This window comes from Paenibacillus sp. CMAA1364 (assembly GCF_054373195.1).
In genome coordinates this window covers 25,282-43,583 of record NZ_JBITNB010000008.1, presented here as the reverse complement: position 1 = coordinate 43,583, position 18,302 = coordinate 25,282, and the positions used below count along the sequence as shown (strand labels likewise).

Genomic DNA, 18,302 nt, shown 5'->3' with positions numbered 1-18,302 from the left:
ATAAGTAAAACAAATAAAAGAGTGTTTGAGCAGAAACAACTTCCGCCCAAACACTCTTTTATCATAAAAATATTCACTGCACGTCGCGTATTTAGTTCGAATCTCTTCCTATTGTCTTAACAGACTGCCCTTTATTCAATTGGGGAACAAATCGATAAATAATAGGAACCCCCGTCCCCCTATCTTCAATGCATTGTAGTAATATTCTTGCGGATTGCTTGCCCATGTCATATGTGGGTTGACCGATGGTTGTAATATTAGGGTTATATATATGGGCAAAATCAGCATCATCTATCCCCATCACAGATATATCTTCAGGAATTCGAATATGATGTGAAGTAGCATACTTCAACATCTCTGCGAGTACGATATCATTACCAGCAAGTATCGCCGTAGGTGGGTCCTGCATACGGAGTAACTTTTCCATCGTTCTATGTATATCTTCCTTAGGAACACTTTTGATATACTCATCTCTGATCTTGAGGTCACATTCTTCCATCGCTTTCTTGTACCCACTCAATCTTTCCAACCTTGGAGTTATACGATGTGCCTCAAGAGGTAATGTGATAATCGCTATCTTCTGATGGTGATGGTGTACTAACTCTTGAATGCCGATTTTGACAGCCATTTCATTATCTAGAAGTAAACTATGTGTCGTGACTTGCTCAACAAGCCGATCCAGAAAGACCATTGGAAAATTCTCTGAAATAAGTCGAGTATACGCCTCAGCGTTGTTGCCCGTTGGGAAAATGATTAAGCCATCTACCTGTCGTGCTACTAGCATCTCAATATACTTACTTTCTTTCTCAGGATTCTCATCTGCGTTGCAAATAATGACCTGTATGCCATGGGTTTGTAGTTCGCTCTCAATCGCTCTAATACATTGAATCGATATCGTATAGTCAATATTCGCCACAATGACACCGATCATATGCGTCCGATTATTCTTTAGACTTCTTGCAAGACCGTTAGGCTGATAATTGAGTTCTTCTACGACGTCTTCAATTCTCTTTTTCGTAGCTTCACTCATATATTTGTATCTTTTATTTAGAAATTGTGACACCGTGCTCTTAGATACTCCTGCTTTCTGTGCCACATCTTCAATGGTTAACTTCTTCATATCTTATGCTCCTTCTTCATCCTAAAAGGAAAACCGCAACAACATCATAAAGTATATCTTTTTTTTAGTAAATTTACAAAAAAAAGAACATCGATAGATTTGTCTCAAGCATTAACGTCCCGTAAAGACAGAATACGGAATTAGGAATTCCGGCATACCCTCCGCTACGAACCGATCCGCTTCTTGTTTCAAGAACGTATTGATCTTCTGTTCCACCTTGGTATTATTGAACCCCGATAGGATGGGATAGTACACTAACAACGATTTACCATCTCCGTCTGCACCGATCTCTTTTGAAGTGATAGTGAGATTATTCTCCAATATAGCTTTCAATCCGATAGCCTTCGAACTGTTGTGGTACGTCACCTCATATCCAAGGTGCTCTAACAAGAAGCGAAGCGGAAGATAAGTCGTACCTTCCTGTAGGATCGCTTCGGGACCGTAAATACGCAGGTCATTTAAATCGATTGAACCGTTCTTGTTACTCGTACAACTGTAAACGCCATGATGAAAGTGAGAGATAAGGCAATCGTGCGTAAAGAACCTTTCTCTTTTGCCATTCATAATTGTATTCACATGACTTTCCATATATTTACTGCGTTATACATAACTATACAACGTTATGGTCAACTGAAAAGTTGCAGACTGCCTATATCTATTACACTTCCTCCATATGGATTCAATCTGTGCTAAACAAATTTAGTATACACAAAAGCGCTGGAGGGACTAATCCATCCAGCGCTTTTATAAATTCAGTATAAACCTTACATTCCGTAATAGGATTTTAAGGCAAACAGTTCTTCTATGCGATGTTGTGGTAACTCTCTCTCTCCATTAATTAATCGAGTCAGAAAGGTAAGCTTGGCTGTGTATTCCAGTCGCTCCATATTCATATAAGCGGTCATCACATCTTTACCCCAAGTTAGTGCGCCGTGACTTTCTAGTAGCACTGCTGTCTTTTTTCCAAAGAACGGGGCGATAGAATCAGGAATTTCCTCCGTTGAAGGGGTTCCGTACGGCGCAAGGGGTATATCACCCATAGCAATTACGGATTCGGGCATCATCATTTTATCCAGCGCTTCCCCTTTAATTGCAAATGCAGTCGCATGAGGCGGATGTGCGTGAACCACTCCGTTCATATCTGGACAATCTCGATAGATTTTGAGATGCATCTTAATTTCCGTTGAGGGACGATAGTCCTCTGCAGATTGCAAAATATCCCCTTGCAGATTCACCTTTACTAACATATGAGGCTCCAGGTAACCTTTGCTCACACCCGTAGGGGTTGTTAGAATTTCGTTCTCAGATAATCGAGCTGAAATATTGCCGTCGTTTGCGGCGATATATTCCTTGTTAAATAGATTTCTACCGATATCACATATTTGAAGCCGTAATTTTTGTTCCGTATTGTCATTAATCATCTGTTTGTCTCCTCATCATTTTATAAGTCAGGTTGATACACTTTAAGATCACAAGACCTGGCTAGCACTTCTTTGGCATGACTGAAGTTTATTTGCTCTAGGGTAATAAACTGCACTATTATATTTCCCATAGCGCTAGCCTCAACAGGACCTGCAACAATCCGTTTACCGGTAGCATTCGCAGTTAGCTGGCATAAGAGCTGGTTTTGTATACCCCCGCCAACCATGTGGATTGTTTCAACATCTGTACCTGTAAGCATCTCAAGTTCCTGAATAGCTAATGTGTAGGCGTTGGCTAGACTTTCCAGAATCGTCCGAATTATTTCTCCGGGCGTTTGCGGAATCGGCTGGGCGGTATCATGGCAGTATTGCGCAATTCGCTGTGACATATCACCGGGTGTGACAAACAGCGGGTCATTCGGATTAATGAATGATCTAGCAGGTCCCGCCTTTTCCGCCAGCAGGACCATTTCTTCATAATTCAGGACAAGATTGTTCTCGTCCCATGTTCTTTGGCATTCCTGTAGAATCCATAGACCTGTTATATTTTTCTGAAGCCGATTGCCATTCGCGAAACAGGACTCATTGGTAAAACCATTGCGGAAGCTATGCTCTGTTAATACAGGTGCTTCTGTTTCCTTGCCGACCACCGACCAGGTACCGCAACTGATAAAAGCGGAGCTTTCTTTATTTTCATAGGAGATGGAGGCTATCGCTGAAGCTGTGTCATGAGATGCGCAGGCAATTACTTTTATTGAGCCTGCTCCTAGCTCTTCACGAACGCTAGGAAGTAGTGGACCTATTACAGTTCCTGCCGAAACTATATCTGGAATTAATATCAAGGGAAGTCCCAACCTGTTAAACACATCAGCACTAGGTTCGTTCCGAATAGGATCCATTAGACCACTCGTGCTCCAGATCGTTATTTCTGCTGTTGCAATCCCGCTGAATAAATAGAGAAAGAGATCTGGCATCATTAACAAGTTCTTGGAATGCTGACGCACCGTAGCGCTATTCTGGTAGTCCGCAAAAAGTTGATATACGGTATTTATAGGATTGGATAGATTGCCTGTGAGATCAAATTGTTGTCTTTCAGGCAGTAATTCATTCAACCGAGAAGAATGTTCTCTCGTTCTTTGATCTCTGTAGTGATATGGGAAGTGAAGCAGACTACCTTCCATGTCAATAAATCCGTAATCGACCCCCCACGTGTCGACACTTATACTCAGAGGCTGCCCATGCTTTTGGATGGCCAACTTGATACCCTGCTTCACTTCATGAAAAAGCTGTAGTACATTCCAATGCAAACGTCCACCAACTTGGATAGGGGTATTGGCGAAACGGTGTATTTCCTCCGTAATTATCTTGTTACCATCATAAGTTCCTAGAATGACCCTACCAGAACTTGCGCCTAAATCAATGGCAAGCACTTTGGAAATATTATTCATCATTGATCACCTGCCAGTTACGATTTTAATAAAGAGGTCCGAAATTGTTACAGGCTCTGTAATCAGCTGCTTCAAGGTTCTCTGTCCCGAAGAGAGACCACACCCGTGGTCGGAAGATACGGGATTCTTCCACATTATGCATACTAACTGGAATACGCAGCATGGATGCCAACGTAATTAAATCGCCACCGATGTGACCATAACTAATTGCACCATGATTGGCTCCCCAATTATTCATCACATCGTATACGGATTTGAAAGAGCCATGACCTGTGAGTTTGGGTGCAAACCAAGTTGTCGGCCATGTCGGATCTGTCCGCTCATCCAGTGTACGATGAACTTCATCTGGTAAATCAACCGTATAACCCTCGACAAGCTGGAGAACTGGGCCTTGGCCTTTAACCAAATTCAATCGAACCATAGTTACCGGCATGCCTCCTTGGGTCAGATAATCTGTGGAGAAACCGCCCCCGCGAAAATATTCCTGTGAGGCTGGCCGGAATTGAGTCTTCTTTAGACAATCGTTGATTTCCTGATCGGTGATTTCCCAGTAAGGTTTGAGACCCGGCTTTCCGTCCACCATTGCTTCACCTGTACCATCCAAGGCCGCAGATCCAGAATTAATGAGATGGAGTAAGCCATGTGCAGCGTGACCTTGCATGACATGACCCGTAACTCGTTCGACGGAGTCAGGACTCCAGTAGGTACGAACATCGGCAAATATCTGAGCGGTGTTGGTAAGCAAATAGTTAAAAAGCATGGTCACACCGTTTAAACTGTCATTTTCCGTGGCTACAATGTAGGGAGCGCGTCTACCATTCCAGTCAAAGGAGGAGTTGAGAATAGTTTCCATAAAGTCTCCGTTTGGAAAGTGATCCGTCCAGTGCCGCTGACCTTGAAAACCTGCTGCCAGTGCATAATGTCCCTGTGCTTCTTCCTCAAATCCAAGGTCTGCCAATCGAGGATTGCCAACCATGAGATCACGGGCTATCAGTGTCATCTTGACACAAATTTCCCATTGTTTATTCTTTTCTTCATCACTGATTTGTAGATGCATTGGATTATTATCAGTACCCTTAACGCAGTGTTGATGTACCCATTCTAGTGCCCGTGTGAATTCTTTCTTATCGTAAATTTCCTCTTGGAGACGCCGGACAAACTCAGACATATCTACATACTCATTGCGCATACCGAGATAATTCTGAAATAAGGATTCATCCACAATGGAACCTGCTATACCCATGGATACAGAGCCCATAGACAAATAGGAAGTACCCTTCATCAAGGCTACGGAAATGGCTGATCTAGCGAACTGCAGCAATTTGGCCTGAACATCTGCCGGAATATCCCGGTTATCTGCTTCCTGCACATCTTCCCCATAAATGCCAAAGGCAGGGATGCCCTTTTGCGCATAGGCAGAAAGAACAGCGGCAAGATATACGGCTCCAGGCCGTTCCGTTCCGTTAAATCCCCAAACGGCATGCGGAATTGTGGCATCCATATCCATCGTCTCAGCTCCATAACACCAGCAAGGGGTTACCGTGATGGAGACGCCTACATTTTCTCGTATAAATTTCAGTCGGGTATTTTGCGCTTCACTTACTCCCCCAATGGTAGAATCGGCAATCACGCATTGAACAGGTGTACCATCGGGATAGCGCATTTGTTCTGTCAAGAATTGGGCAACTCGTTCCGCCATCTCCATCGTTTGTGCTTCTAGAGACTCGCGTACGCCACGTCTTCTGCCATCAATCGTAGGCCTAATACCGATTTTGGGATAATGAAATACCATTTATTTTCCTCCTGTCAAATATTATCTTCCTCAGTAATTATGATAATCATAAAAAAAAAAATATTCGTGTCCATTCTCATAAGCCATTGATCATAATTTGCAGGTAATGCGGAATACATCGGCATAAGGAGTTTCTGCCGTTGTACGATATAATATTTTGATTCCAACCCGCCCTTCCTTAGCAACTTCTATATCAACCTCGCCATCGTCACTTAGCAATGTGACACTACTTATATCCCCGAGATCAGGTAATACGAATTTATTGCAAACTTCAGAGGAATCTTCAGGATACAGATAGAACATATAAATGGTGTTACCTTTTCTTGTAAAGGCCATTCCATCAGACAAATAAGGCGCACACTCACGTGTACCATAGATCGCCTCTCCATTGCGCTTCAGGAATGAACCTAGCTGCCGCAACGTATTCATAGCTTTTACAGGAAGCCTACCATCAGGTTGAGGAGCAATATTTAAAGCCAAGTTACCGCCTTTAGCAACAATATTAATAAGAAGATTAACGAGTTGCCTAGGTGACTTGAAATCATCGTCATAGTTGAACGAGAATCGCTTGCCGATAGTGACACAGCTTTCCCAAGGAACTAGAATAGGTTCTTCTGGAACCGTCTGTTCCGGCGTAATAAAGTTCTCGTAAGGACCTCCAACGGTCCGATCAATCGCCATCAGATGTGGCTGTGTCGTTGAACGAATACGTTCTACGATTTCCCCAATTCGAATATCCTGACCCTTATTGTCCGGACAAACCCAACCACCATCCAGCCATAATGCTTCTATTCGGCCGTAATTCGTCATAATTTCTGTTATTTGCTGGTGAGACATCTGAACGAATTTCTCCCATATTTCAGGATGTTCTGTCACGTCGTAATTCACATTTCGATCAGTCTTACCATCAGGAGTGTCGAAATCAGGCGACCAATAATATGGCGTATTCCAATCAGGCTTAGAGAAGTACGCATGAATATCCATGCCCCGTTCCCGGAATGCATCGAATAGGTTCTTACAGATGTCAGCATAGCGATGTGAGTTGAAAGGCGTGTTCTCACTTGTTATTTTGTAATCGGTCGTCTTGGTATCCCACATGCAGAACCCATCATGATGTTTGGTTGTGAAAAGTAAATACTGAAATCCACTATCTTTTGCTAATTCGGCCCAAGCTTCCGGCTGAAATCGGATGGGATTGAACGTAGTTCTCAGGTTACGATACTGCTCCCGGAACTCGTTCATATCATCGGTCCAGTCAACGTCCATCTTCGACCAAGCTGCGCTGTCATCGGACATACACCAGGATTCGAAGATGCCCAACTGACATGCTGGTGACCAGTGCATCATAATGCCCAGCTTATGATCTTGGAACTTCTCTAGATTTCGCATTACATCTGGGTTATCTGTAGGTATGTACTTATCCGCTTCCGTATAATCGTGAACGCCGTTGTTCAGTGCGTCTTTCTTGGTTCCCGTCATGATTGACTCTCCTCTTGTATAACGACACCCCCTCATAGAGGAGGTGTCGCATTAAATTTATGTTATTATTGCGTTACTTTCCAAGCATCATATTGCTTTTGCATTTCCGCAATTACTTTCTCGGAACCTGCAGCTTTTAGCTTTTCATTGACTTTCGGCAAGAACTCCTCTGGATCAATGGAACCTGTAATTAAAGGTAACATCGTTTCAGCCGTTACGTTTTGAATCGCAGCAATTTCATTCTGGACCGGAGCTGAATCGAATATGAAACCTACCAGTGGTGATACTTGTGCTTCATCATTAAATTTCTTGAACTGCTCCCACTTGTCAGCTGGATCAGCTTCCGTTAGGTAATTCAGGAATCCGTTACCGAATTGGAACCATCCTGTGTTCCAACGTTCTTTACGTGCTGGCAGATCTTTGACTACGTTATCGGATACTTTCTCGTAATGCATCCCTTCAATACCATATACAAACAGATTATGCAGATAGACATCGGCATGTAGCATGTTGATAAACATCATTGCTCTTTCTGGATCGGCTGAGGTTGTAGGAATCGTCAACATCGCGCCCATAACAGAGTTCGTTGTAACGATTGGTTTCTCAACTGGTTTGTAGCTAACATCGAAGCCTGCGCGATTCGTCCAGATCACTTCTGCCGTTGGAATTCCTCCAGAGATACCAGTCAACCACTTGCCCGCCTGCTCTTCGTTCTCTGGACGGTTGTAGGTTGCGACGTCCGGACGAATATATCCTGCCTTGTAGTACTCACGAACTGTTGCTAAAGCTTTCTTAGCTTCAGCTGTCTCCCACATATTCACAATTTTCGAATCCGTAGAAGCTGGTTCGTAAACCATTCCGAACGGAATGTCGTTCATAACATTATCGAACGGTACGTACCAAGCCGATTGCTTTGTTGGTTCAATTGGATAGATCGTTGGATCCTTTTCTTTCAATTGCTTCAGGATAGGCTCTGCACTTTCAACCGATGTGACGTTAGTTGCGTCAATTCCATATTGTTTCAACAAAGGTTCATTAAAACGTAATACCCACTGGGAAGCAATTTCCTTGGGATTTTGAACGGAATAGTTCTTTCCATTGACTTTAGAGAGATCTAGGAACTTGCTGTACATTGATTTCATGGCATCTTGCCCATGTTTCTCCAATAGGTCATTCACTGGAGTCAATGCCCCCTTCGAAGCTAATGAAATCATATGTCTCGCTTGCGTGAACAATACGTCTATCTTTTGGCCAGAAGCTAAGTAGACAGGTATTTTCTGATCTGTTTCGCCCCAAGGAACAAAGTTTATTTTTACCGTAGCATTAATCTTAGGCTGGATATACTTATTTACTTCTTGCTCAATGAGCTGTGTATCTTTCTGTGGATCACCGAAGAAATAAAGAACTAGCTCGTACGGCTTCAGGCTGTTGTCTGATCCATTCTCGGTAACCACAGGCGTTTTGGAATCACTTGTGTTTGAAGGCTTCTGTCCGTTGTTGCTCCCGCCGCATGCACTTAGCACGATGGATAACAACATAATTACTGCAGTTAACACCAACCCTGTTCTTTTATTTCTTAGAAACATTGTAAACCCTCCCATTATTTATTTATCTATTTAATGCTCCGATCGATTTGAGGCATCGGATGCGTTAAACACTAGCCTTTGATGGAACCTACAGTCAATCCTTGAATGAAAAACTTCTGAAAGAATGGGTAAGCAAGAACGATTGGTAGAGTTGCTACGACAACCATCGCCATGCGAATCGTTTCCTGTGGAAGGTTGGCCAACAGAGTAGCATCGGATGTGGATAATGAATCCGTATTCTCTAACAAGTACTGCAAATTGTTTTGGATTTTTGATAGCATATACTGAAGTGGCATCAAGTCTGGGTTATCGATGAACAACATCGCATTGAACCAATCGTTCCAATACGCCAAGGAAGAGAATAAGCCGATTGTAGCAATGCCGGGCAATGAGATCGGAATCACCATTCGAACAAAGATAGAGAAATCACCCGCGCCGTCAATCTTAGCTGCTTCAATCATGCCCTCTTCGATCGTCGTCTTGTAGAAGGTTCTCATGACGATGATATAAAAGGCATTAACGCTAAGAGGTAGAATCAGCGCCCAAATCGTATCTCTCAAATGCAGAACCTGTGTAACCATCATATAAAATGGAACAAGTCCGGCATTAAACAACATTGTAAAAAAGGCAAGCATCGTAAACGTCTTTTTATAATCAAAATCTGGTCTGGAAATGGCATATGAATAGGGGAGTATCAGTAACAAACTCAAGATAACCCCTAGTACTGTAATTAAGATAGACACGAAAAATGAATTGAGCATTTGAGACGAGTCCTCTAGCAGGTACGTATAAGCCGACAAACTCCACTTCTCAGGCCAGAAGCTATATCCATTAAGCGTCAATGTCTTCTCATCTGTTAGCGAGATGATGATCGTAAATACAAATGGCATAATGCATGCTAATGCAACGAGTCCAACTATCACATTCCAAAACAAATTCCAACCTCGTGTAAACCCATCGATATTAGAACTACTCTTTCGTTTCATGTGTATTTCTCCCTTCTGCTAGAATAAAGCATCGTCTTTGCTGATTTTACTGACCGTGAAGTTCGCCGTTAAAACTAAAATACATCCAACTACTGATTGATATAATCCTGCAGCAGTACTCATACTAAACTCGCCCATTTCCTTCATACTGCGGTAAACATAGGTATCAATAACGTTCGTAGTTGGGAACAGCAGACCGGAATCTCTAGTTACTTGGTAGAATAACCCGAAATCGGAATGGAAGATTTGCCCTACAGCCAATATCGTTAGAATGATAATCAATGGCTTCAAATGTGGTAGCGTAACATTGCGGATCTGTTGCCACTTGCTGGCGCCATCAATTACAGCCGCTTCGTAATAGGTCTTGTCTATGCCGGCGATCGCAGCAATATAGATAACACTTGAGTAACCAACCGTCTTCCATACTTGCGCAAGAATCAGTATGAACGGCCAATATGCCGCATCGTTATACCACATCTTGGACTCGATCCCTATATTGTTGAGGATGCTATTAAGGAGACCTTTGTCCATGCTAAGAAAGGCGAATACGAAGTAACCAACAACAACCCATGATAGGAAGTGGGGCAACATCATGCCCGTTTGATAGAATTTCGATGTTCTTTTATTCGTCAGTCCGCTGACCAGAATGGATAGCGTCACAGGAATTAGAATGCCAAGTGTGATAAAGGCTAAATTGTAGAGCAGTGTGTTTCGTGTAATAATGTAGGCGGCATCCGTCTGAAACAGGAACTTAAAATTATTCAACCCGACCCATTCCGCACTCCATATTCCGTGGAATATCCCCTTTGTATTATAAGTGAATTTTTGAAAGGCAATTACATTCCCGAATAAAGGAAGGTATTTCATGATAATAAACCACAACGTCGCCGGAAGGACCATTAAAAGGAATGTTTTGTTTCGCTTAAATCGTCTCCATTTAATTCCCATTTGTTATTCCTCCATTTCCTTTCTAAGATAATTTTTTATGACTTTATATAGCGCTTACATCTATTTATATTATCCATCCTTTACTCCTTACCAGAAAGAGGAATAATCCAAGGTCAACCGTCAGAACTTAATATAACTGTTCACAAATCATCTTTTAGGTAATAAATTTAACGTGGTGTAATAGTTGGTTAAGAATAAACATTCCATTGCTATATAAAAAAATCGCTAATTGCCTTAGGCAACTAGCGATTTAACATGGCGTGCTATTCTTATCATTCAGACGCCATTTTATATGTGGAACGGAAATCAGAAGGCGATACACCCGTAATTTTTGTGAATAATTTATAAAAGTAGTTGGGATCCATGCAACCGATCTTACTCGCAATTTCGTTGCCCTTCATTTCAGTATGAAGGAGCAAATCCTTGGCTATTTGAATGCGATAGTCATTTACATAGAGATTAAAACTGACGCCAATCTCCTTCTTGAATAGTTGCCCTAAATAAACGGGATGAATGTTGTAGGTCTGTCCGAGTGTCTTAAGTGACAGCTCTTCATCGTAGCGAGTATGGATATCTTGAATCACCTTACGAATAACTGGACTCCGATTCTCTTCATTAATAGAAACCGCATCAAGCATCTCATCCAAAAACTGCTGAATGTAATCTTGGATTTGATCAAAGGTCCGTAACCGTAGCAACTGAGCTATACTTTCCATGAAGTTGTTCCTACCGCTTTGCTTGACTGCCTGTAGCATAATCTCTAGTGCCACGTCCTGTGCATTCGCGAGAGAGGCATGTTCATGCTCCTTCAATTTGATAAAGCAATCATCTAACCATAGCCGTAACCCCTTACGGTCCTGCTTGACCAGCAAAGGAATCAACGACTGATGCTCCTGAACAAATGCTATGTTTGGCATACGCTGGTTGACTTCACCATCGACGATAATACGGTTCTCATTAATCATTCTCTGGTTCTGCATCTTTTTAGCCTGATGATAGCTCTCTGGCACTTCCGAGTAACCGCTTACAGTCTTGCCTATGGTGAATAAAATATCAACTCTCCATCTTTCCTGAATACTTCGATGGATGTCCTCCAACCCCTTGTCAATCACTTTGCGATCCAGAATCCCGCCGGGATCTGAGAAGAGGATGACAATATCAGCTTCGATATCCACGAAATCATGAACCGTATAGGTAGACTGCAGATCATAAACATGAGTACTGATGACTTCGCACACGTCGGACACAATCTCATTACGCACTTCCGACGAGAAGCACTCTCCGGCCTGATCGTACTTAAAAAGACAACCTGTTACAACCGTGTAAGCACGATGATTGAGCGGTATCTCTGCCATCTCAGCCCGTTGCTTCAATTCCATCATCGTAATCGAACGGTTCATCCACCGATTGAGTACGTTGGTACGCAAGATCTGTTTCTCTTCGACGAATCTAATTCGACGATGACCTTCGAGTTCAAGCTTTCTTACGGTAGTTGCAACTGTCGCAGACAATTCGTTCACATCGATAGGCTTCAGCAAGTAATTTTCAATACCATAACGAATCCCTTCCTTTACATATTGGAAATCATCATAGCCGCTCAGCACAATGAACTTGACGTTTGGATCAACAGACCGAATAGTCTCGATCAACTTTAGACCACTGATGCCAGGCATGCGAATATCCGTTATGACAAGATCAACCGGCTGACCAAGAAATTGTTCAATGGCTTCTTCTCCACTCGATGCTTGAAATGTAATGTGAAGATTATGCTCATTCCAATCGATAATGGAATGCATTCCTCGCAGAATAAGTGGTTCATCGTCTACGATCATGACTTTGTACATGGACCTCTCACTCCTTGACGACGGCGGGAATCTTCAATAAAACATCCGTCCCTACTCCGTCTATGCTTTCGATTTCCAATCCGTACTCGATTCCGTACATCATCTGTAATCTCATTTTGACGTTGCTAAGTCCTATAGAACCGGAACTGGCTTCAAGATCTATCTTTTCGTTAAGGGAATGGCGAAGCTTCATCAATTCCGACAGCGGCATACCTTTACCATTGTCAGATACACAAAGAAAAATGACGCCATCCAGCGTATGTGCGTTAATTCGAAGCAGATTATCGTTTTGATCCGGCCTGAAGCCGTGCAAAACATAATTTTCAACCAACGGCTGAACCGACAACTTCAAAATCTCGCTGTACATGACTTCATCAGGGATGTCGATCTCCACTTGCAATCGGTTCGGATAGCGAATTTGGAACAACTCTAGGTATACTCGACAACGCTCCATTTCCTCCGCTACTTCTACAATCATTGAACTTTTCATCGTTGTGCGGAACATGGTAGCGAGCAAAAAAATCATATAGCCTACCTCCGACGCTCCATGAGCCACAGCATTCATTCGTATAGCCTCAAGTGTGTTATACAGAAAATGCGGATTGATTTGCATCTGCATCGCAACAATTTCAGCATTCTTTTGCTTAATCTCGGCGTTCTTTTGCTTGATTTCAGACACATAAACCTTCTCAATATAGTCATTCGCTCGTTCACACATCTTGTTAAAGTTATAAGAGATCTGATATAGCTCGTCCCCTTTAGAAAGAGGGATACGCGCGGTCCATTGTCCCATATCCAATTTCTCCATGGCTCGAACAATCACCTTGGTACGTCTAGAGAATCGCAAAATCATGAAATATGTCAACACTAGAGCAGCAGAAATACATATCGCTGTAAGTAATGCAATCCACTGCTTCACCTTCGTACTGGATCCCATATTTTCACTAGGTATGGCTACCATAACGATAACACCCGCCTTATTCGCCGTGGAGACTATATAGTTCAGTTTGCCTTTGGAATCCGTACTCGGCTTCAACACATCGCTGTCAAGTAGATGCTCAATCGGATATTGCTTCCCATACCATCTCAATGATGAATCAAATATTACCTCTCCTTGACGTGTCATGACCATGACTTCTCCTTTTAGGTCCGAAAGCATATGCTGACTGGGCTTCATCATACCATTCGCATTGAACTGGATCATCATTTGGCCGATCGGCTCTAGTGTGTCTGGATTTTTGAGCTCTACGGCATAAATGTATAATGGCTTCGTAACACTGTCATCTGCTATGACAGGGAAGATAAGCATTTTCTCCGCATACCCTTCGTTCTCATTCGTTATAAGCTTCGGTTGCTCGTTCATAGGAACAATCTCCAACGAAAGCTGGTCGTTGACTTTGTAGACTTCTCCTTCCATTCCTAGAAAAAGAATTGAATCGATATCAAATCCACTGTTAAAAAAGGTTGATAATGATTTCAACGAAGAACCAATAGGGTCATTTGTATCTATAAATCTATCAAATCGGTATGCTAAATATTCCGAATAGCCTTTCTGTAGCAATACCCCAAAATTCTGCATAAAAACATCATTAGAATAAAGACTTTGCTGAATCATTCGTGACACATCTAACCGCTGATCAATATATGCGCTGACATTGGCTGAGGTCTCCTGCATCCGTAAATTTTCCTTATTAATCATAGATTGTGTGAAGTATTGATAAATAAAGAACGCAAGTGCAACTAGAGTAACCATAATAATGACTGAATAGGTCAGTAATATCTTATTGAACAGCTTTTGGGCAAAATGTGTCCGGTACAACTCACCAATCATTCGGATGAATCGTCTCATCTGCTACATTCACACCCTCTCACTTCCAATATATTCGTTATATTCACAACCTAATTCAATTAACAGACACCTTGAATGCGCTATCATTCTACATTATTACCGAAACCCATGTGGAAAGAAAGAGGAATTAATAAATATTCAACAGCAAATTCGCAAGAAAGGTTACATGATCCGCATGGAAAATGATTAATATTTAATTTTAACGGTCATTCTTAAGTTATGCCAGTTTTAAACGCTACTAGAAAAAGGATAATATAAATTATGAAAGCGTTTTAATTTTAAAATAAATTATGAAAAGGATGATGTTTGATGTTTAAACGCTTGATCATGATAAGCTTATCCGTTGTACTTGCCATTACTTCATTCGTGCTCGTACCTCCTCTGAATGAGGCTTCTGCTTCTACTAATCAACATAACTACGAGGCAGAGAACGGTACGGTTGGTAATGGAGCTAATGTGCAGAGCTACACGAATTCGTCTGGGGGTAGCGCTGTTGGAAGTCTGCATCTTAACGGTGCTTACAATCAGATCCACAACATAGACGGCGGGCAGTTTGGAGGCAAATATGAATTGACGATTCGATTTGCAACGAATGATGCTGTAGCTACTAAAGCTTTATATGTAAATGGTGTCAAAATAGCAGACTTAGAGTTTAACTCTACAGGTGGTTGGAATACATTCGTTAATAAAACAATCGAAGTCACGCTGAACGCTGGCACAATGAACAGCATTAAGCTTCAGAATGATGGTGGACAGACATTTACTTACGGTGTGGGGATCGATAAGTATGTACTTTCACCCAAGACTTTTAAAGTAACTGGCTATATTCACCCTGGTAGCTTCAAAAAGAACGACATTGATTCTTCAGCGTTTGATTATATTACCGACGTCATTCTAATCGGATTCCACACTTTAGATACTAGCGGTAATATCATAACTAGAACTGATGAGGCGCATTTATCGAATTGGCCACAATATTTCAATACATTACATCAAGTCGTAGGTAACAGACCTGTAAAGAAATGGATTACACTAAATGCCGACGCAACTACAATGGCTCAAGTTGTAGCCAATCCTACAGCTAGAACGAATTATGTAACAAACGTCAACAACTTCCTTACACAATATGGATTTGACGGGGTTGATATTGATTGGGAGTATCCGAACAATACAACAGATTGGAACCATTTTAGTAGCACTATCATTGAGATGCAGCAACTGCTCGGCAAGAATGGAAAAGGCCTATCGCTTGCGTTATCCTCATGGGGCATCCATTTGAGTAAAAATGCATTTGCCAGCATTGACCATGTGAATTACATGAATTATGATGCAGGCTACTACCATGCACCGTTCGAGAACTCAAGGTCTGGTATTAACTATTTCTTAAATATGGGTGTTCCTAAAGAAAAAATAAATCTGGGTCTAGCCTGGTATGGCAGACCGTTCGATGGTTCCGCATACTGGCCTGATTATGATGATATCAACTCACATGTAGTGGTTACACCAGAAACAGATATCGTTTACAACTATATGGTAGATAACAATAACAGCAATCCCGTTATCAAGAATGTATATTTTAACGGCATTGACATGAACAAAAGAAAGATGCTACTAGCACAAGATATGGGAATAGGAGGTGTCATGATCTGGCATCTATTTGCAGATGTAGCTGTGAGTGACTCCAAATCGTTGCTTAAGGCAGTCATAAACGAGAAGAATCAGCATCAAGCCTATCGGAATATGACGAACCTGGCTAGTAATCAGTGGTATTACGCCAATACCAGCGATTCCGGATATAATGCGCATCAGGTATTCGATGGAAATGACAAGACAACGTATTGGCAAGCACCTGCGGGCGTGACAGATAATGCCTATCTACAATTGGATTTCAAACAAGTCACTACATTAAATACAGTTGTTTTAAAAGAACATGGTAATAATGTACGCTCGTTCAAGGTTCAGCAATGGTCTGGTGGACAATGGGTGGATGTACACACAGGCCAATTAATGGGCTCTTACAAAGTCATTAATTTCCCAACAATCACAACTGCTAACTTAAGGGTTCTCATAACTTCGGCGGTATTGCCTAATATTTCAAGCGGAAATTACACCCAATTCAATAAACTGGGTATCTATGAATTTGAAGCATACAACAAGTAAATCTAATCGGGTAACAATAAAAAAAGAACCGCGGATATTATGGGGCCACTGAAAAAGTCCAGAAACAGTTGTTCGTGTGGTCGCTACGATAACGGATTGTCCTTACGATCGTTGTTGCCCTCAGATTTCTTGATTATATAACCTCAATAGCGGTTGAAATCCGATGGCAAAGACGAATGCTACCGCTTCTTCAGGACAATTCCGTTCTCTTCGCTACTTCGAACTTAATACATTATTCTGGTTTTCAGGCATCCATCACACAATCTATTTGTGCGAAGGATGCCTATTTTCCGTATAATAAAGGTATCAAATCTAGGTGGGTGTTCGTGATGATTCCAAACTAACAAACTCTTAATCTAAGTCCATACATAGCCATTTACGATATCGTTGTTCCTAAAGATAATATGCTACGTCAAATCAATGAGCTCGTTGATTTCTCCTTTGTTCAAGATGAATTACAAAATAAATATTGTCTCGATAATGGTCGTAATGTAGTTCCCCCCATTCGTATGTTCAAATATTTACTGCTGAAATCTATTTTCGATGTATCCGATGTGGATGTCGTAGAACGATCCAAATATGACATGTCTTTCAAATACTTCTTAGATATGGCGCCTGAAGATGGGGTCATCAATCCCTGTTCACTAACGAAGTTTCGTAAAATTCGCTTGAAAGATGTGAACCTGCTCGATATGCTGATTCAAAAAACAGTGGATATTGCATTAGAAAAGGAAATCATTAAGAGCAGCGCAATTATTCTGGACGCCACGCATACGAAAGCACGTTTCAATCAGAAATCACCAAAAGAGATTCTGATTGAAAAATCTAAACTACTACGGAAAACGGTTTATCAAATTGATGAAAAGCTGAACTATTTAAAAGAAGTCGTAGAAGATCACCACGAGAAACTTCAACTTTCGAATGATTCAGATGCATGTGTGGGTCACAAAACAGCCGACTCCTCTTTCTTTGGCTATAAAACACATCTTGCAATAAATGAAGAACGTATTATTACAGCTGCGGTAATTACGACGGGTGAAAAAAGTGATGGGAAGCAACTTCAAACATGGATTGAAAAAAGCCGCGAAACAGGTATGAAAATTGATACGGTCATTGGAGACACAGCCTATTCTGATAAGAATAATATCCAATATACCAATCAAAATGAATTCGAGTTTAATAAGGACGCGGGTATGTACGTTTGTAAAGCTGGACATATGGCGATTCGCAAGGCACGTCAAGAAAAGAAAAATACAGGGGAAATCAAGTAGAAACCTATTACTTTGATATTGAAAAGTGTAAGCAATGTCCTTTGAAAGAGGGTTGTTATAAAGAAGGAGCGAAATCAAAGAGCTATTCGATAAGCATCAAATCAGCGGAGCATAGCGGACAGAAAATATTCCAGGAAAGTGAATACTTCAAAGAAAAGGCAAAAGAACGCTATAAAATAGAAGCGAAAACTAGTGAATTAAAATACCGACACGGGTATGATGTGGCATTATCCTCGGGTCTTGTTGGCATGGATATGCAAGGTGCGATGGCCATATTCGCTGTTAATCTCAAAAGAATACTGACACTTTTGAAATAAACAAGACAGTGAAGTGCATAAAAAAGGCGAATTTTCATTTGAAATTGAATGAAAATTCGCCTTTATCTATTTTGGGAATTT

At 41.5% G+C, this 18,302-nt stretch carries 12 protein-coding genes and 1 pseudogene; 2 read left to right on the top strand and 11 right to left on the bottom strand.

All coding sequences use genetic code 11. The annotated features are described in order from the left end of the window. Positions 1–91 precede the first annotated feature (91 nt). The 11 genes from ACH8E3_RS07695 to ACH8E3_RS07645 all read right to left on the bottom strand — a co-directional run bounded on the left by ACH8E3_RS07695 (position 92) and on the right by ACH8E3_RS07645 (position 14,473). The gene (locus ACH8E3_RS07695) at positions 92–1,120 is read right to left on the bottom strand and encodes a LacI family DNA-binding transcriptional regulator (RefSeq protein WP_458632038.1); all 1,029 of its coding nucleotides are present in this window, start codon (positions 1,118–1,120) and stop codon (positions 92–94) included. Positions 1,121–1,231: 111 nt separating this feature from the next. Continuing rightward, entirely contained in the window at positions 1,232–1,696 is a 465-nt protein-coding gene (locus ACH8E3_RS07690) for a stalk domain-containing protein (RefSeq protein WP_458632037.1), read from the bottom strand. Positions 1,697–1,884: 188 nt separating this feature from the next. Continuing rightward, a complete protein-coding gene (locus tag ACH8E3_RS07685; protein WP_458632036.1) occupies positions 1,885–2,541 on the bottom strand; it encodes a class II aldolase/adducin family protein in 657 nt (218 codons plus the stop codon). Between the two features lie 20 nt (positions 2,542–2,561). Further along, positions 2,562–3,992 (bottom strand): rhamnulokinase, encoded by a 1,431-nt coding sequence (locus ACH8E3_RS07680; RefSeq protein ID WP_458632035.1) that lies wholly within the window; start codon positions 3,990–3,992, stop codon positions 2,562–2,564. A gap of 22 nt (positions 3,993–4,014) precedes the next feature. After that, positions 4,015–5,781 (bottom strand): L-fucose isomerase, encoded by a 1,767-nt coding sequence (locus ACH8E3_RS07675; RefSeq protein WP_458632034.1) that lies wholly within the window; start codon positions 5,779–5,781, stop codon positions 4,015–4,017. 90 nt (positions 5,782–5,871) lie between these two features. Next, entirely contained in the window at positions 5,872–7,260 is a 1,389-nt protein-coding gene (locus ACH8E3_RS07670; protein ID WP_458632033.1) for an alpha-L-fucosidase, read from the bottom strand. 65 nt (positions 7,261–7,325) lie between these two features. After that, the gene (locus ACH8E3_RS07665; protein WP_458632032.1) at positions 7,326–8,846 is read right to left on the bottom strand and encodes an ABC transporter substrate-binding protein; all 1,521 of its coding nucleotides are present in this window, start codon (positions 8,844–8,846) and stop codon (positions 7,326–7,328) included. A gap of 71 nt (positions 8,847–8,917) precedes the next feature. Then, positions 8,918–9,832, bottom strand: coding sequence for a carbohydrate ABC transporter permease (locus ACH8E3_RS07660; protein ID WP_458632031.1), 915 nt, complete (start codon positions 9,830–9,832; stop codon positions 8,918–8,920). Between the two features lie 18 nt (positions 9,833–9,850). Then, positions 9,851–10,780 (bottom strand): ABC transporter permease, encoded by a 930-nt coding sequence (locus ACH8E3_RS07655; protein ID WP_458632030.1) that lies wholly within the window; start codon positions 10,778–10,780, stop codon positions 9,851–9,853. Positions 10,781–11,052: 272 nt separating this feature from the next. Beyond that, complete coding sequence (locus tag ACH8E3_RS07650; protein ID WP_458632029.1) at positions 11,053–12,624, bottom strand: response regulator; 1,572 nt, start codon at positions 12,622–12,624, stop codon at positions 11,053–11,055. Between the two features lie 7 nt (positions 12,625–12,631). Next, positions 12,632–14,473, bottom strand: coding sequence for a sensor histidine kinase (locus ACH8E3_RS07645; protein WP_458632028.1), 1,842 nt, complete (start codon positions 14,471–14,473; stop codon positions 12,632–12,634). 309 nt (positions 14,474–14,782) lie between these two features. Between ACH8E3_RS07645 and ACH8E3_RS07640 the strand changes: the two genes are divergently transcribed. Next, positions 14,783–16,633 carry a glycosyl hydrolase family 18 protein gene (locus tag ACH8E3_RS07640; protein WP_458632027.1) on the top strand — a complete coding sequence of 617 codons (1,851 nt, stop codon included), beginning with the start codon at positions 14,783–14,785 and terminating at the stop codon, positions 16,631–16,633. A 368-nt stretch (positions 16,634–17,001) separates the two neighbouring features. Further along, positions 17,002–18,221 (top strand): annotated as a pseudogene (locus ACH8E3_RS07635) (IS1182 family transposase). Positions 18,222–18,302: the final 81 nt, after the last annotated feature.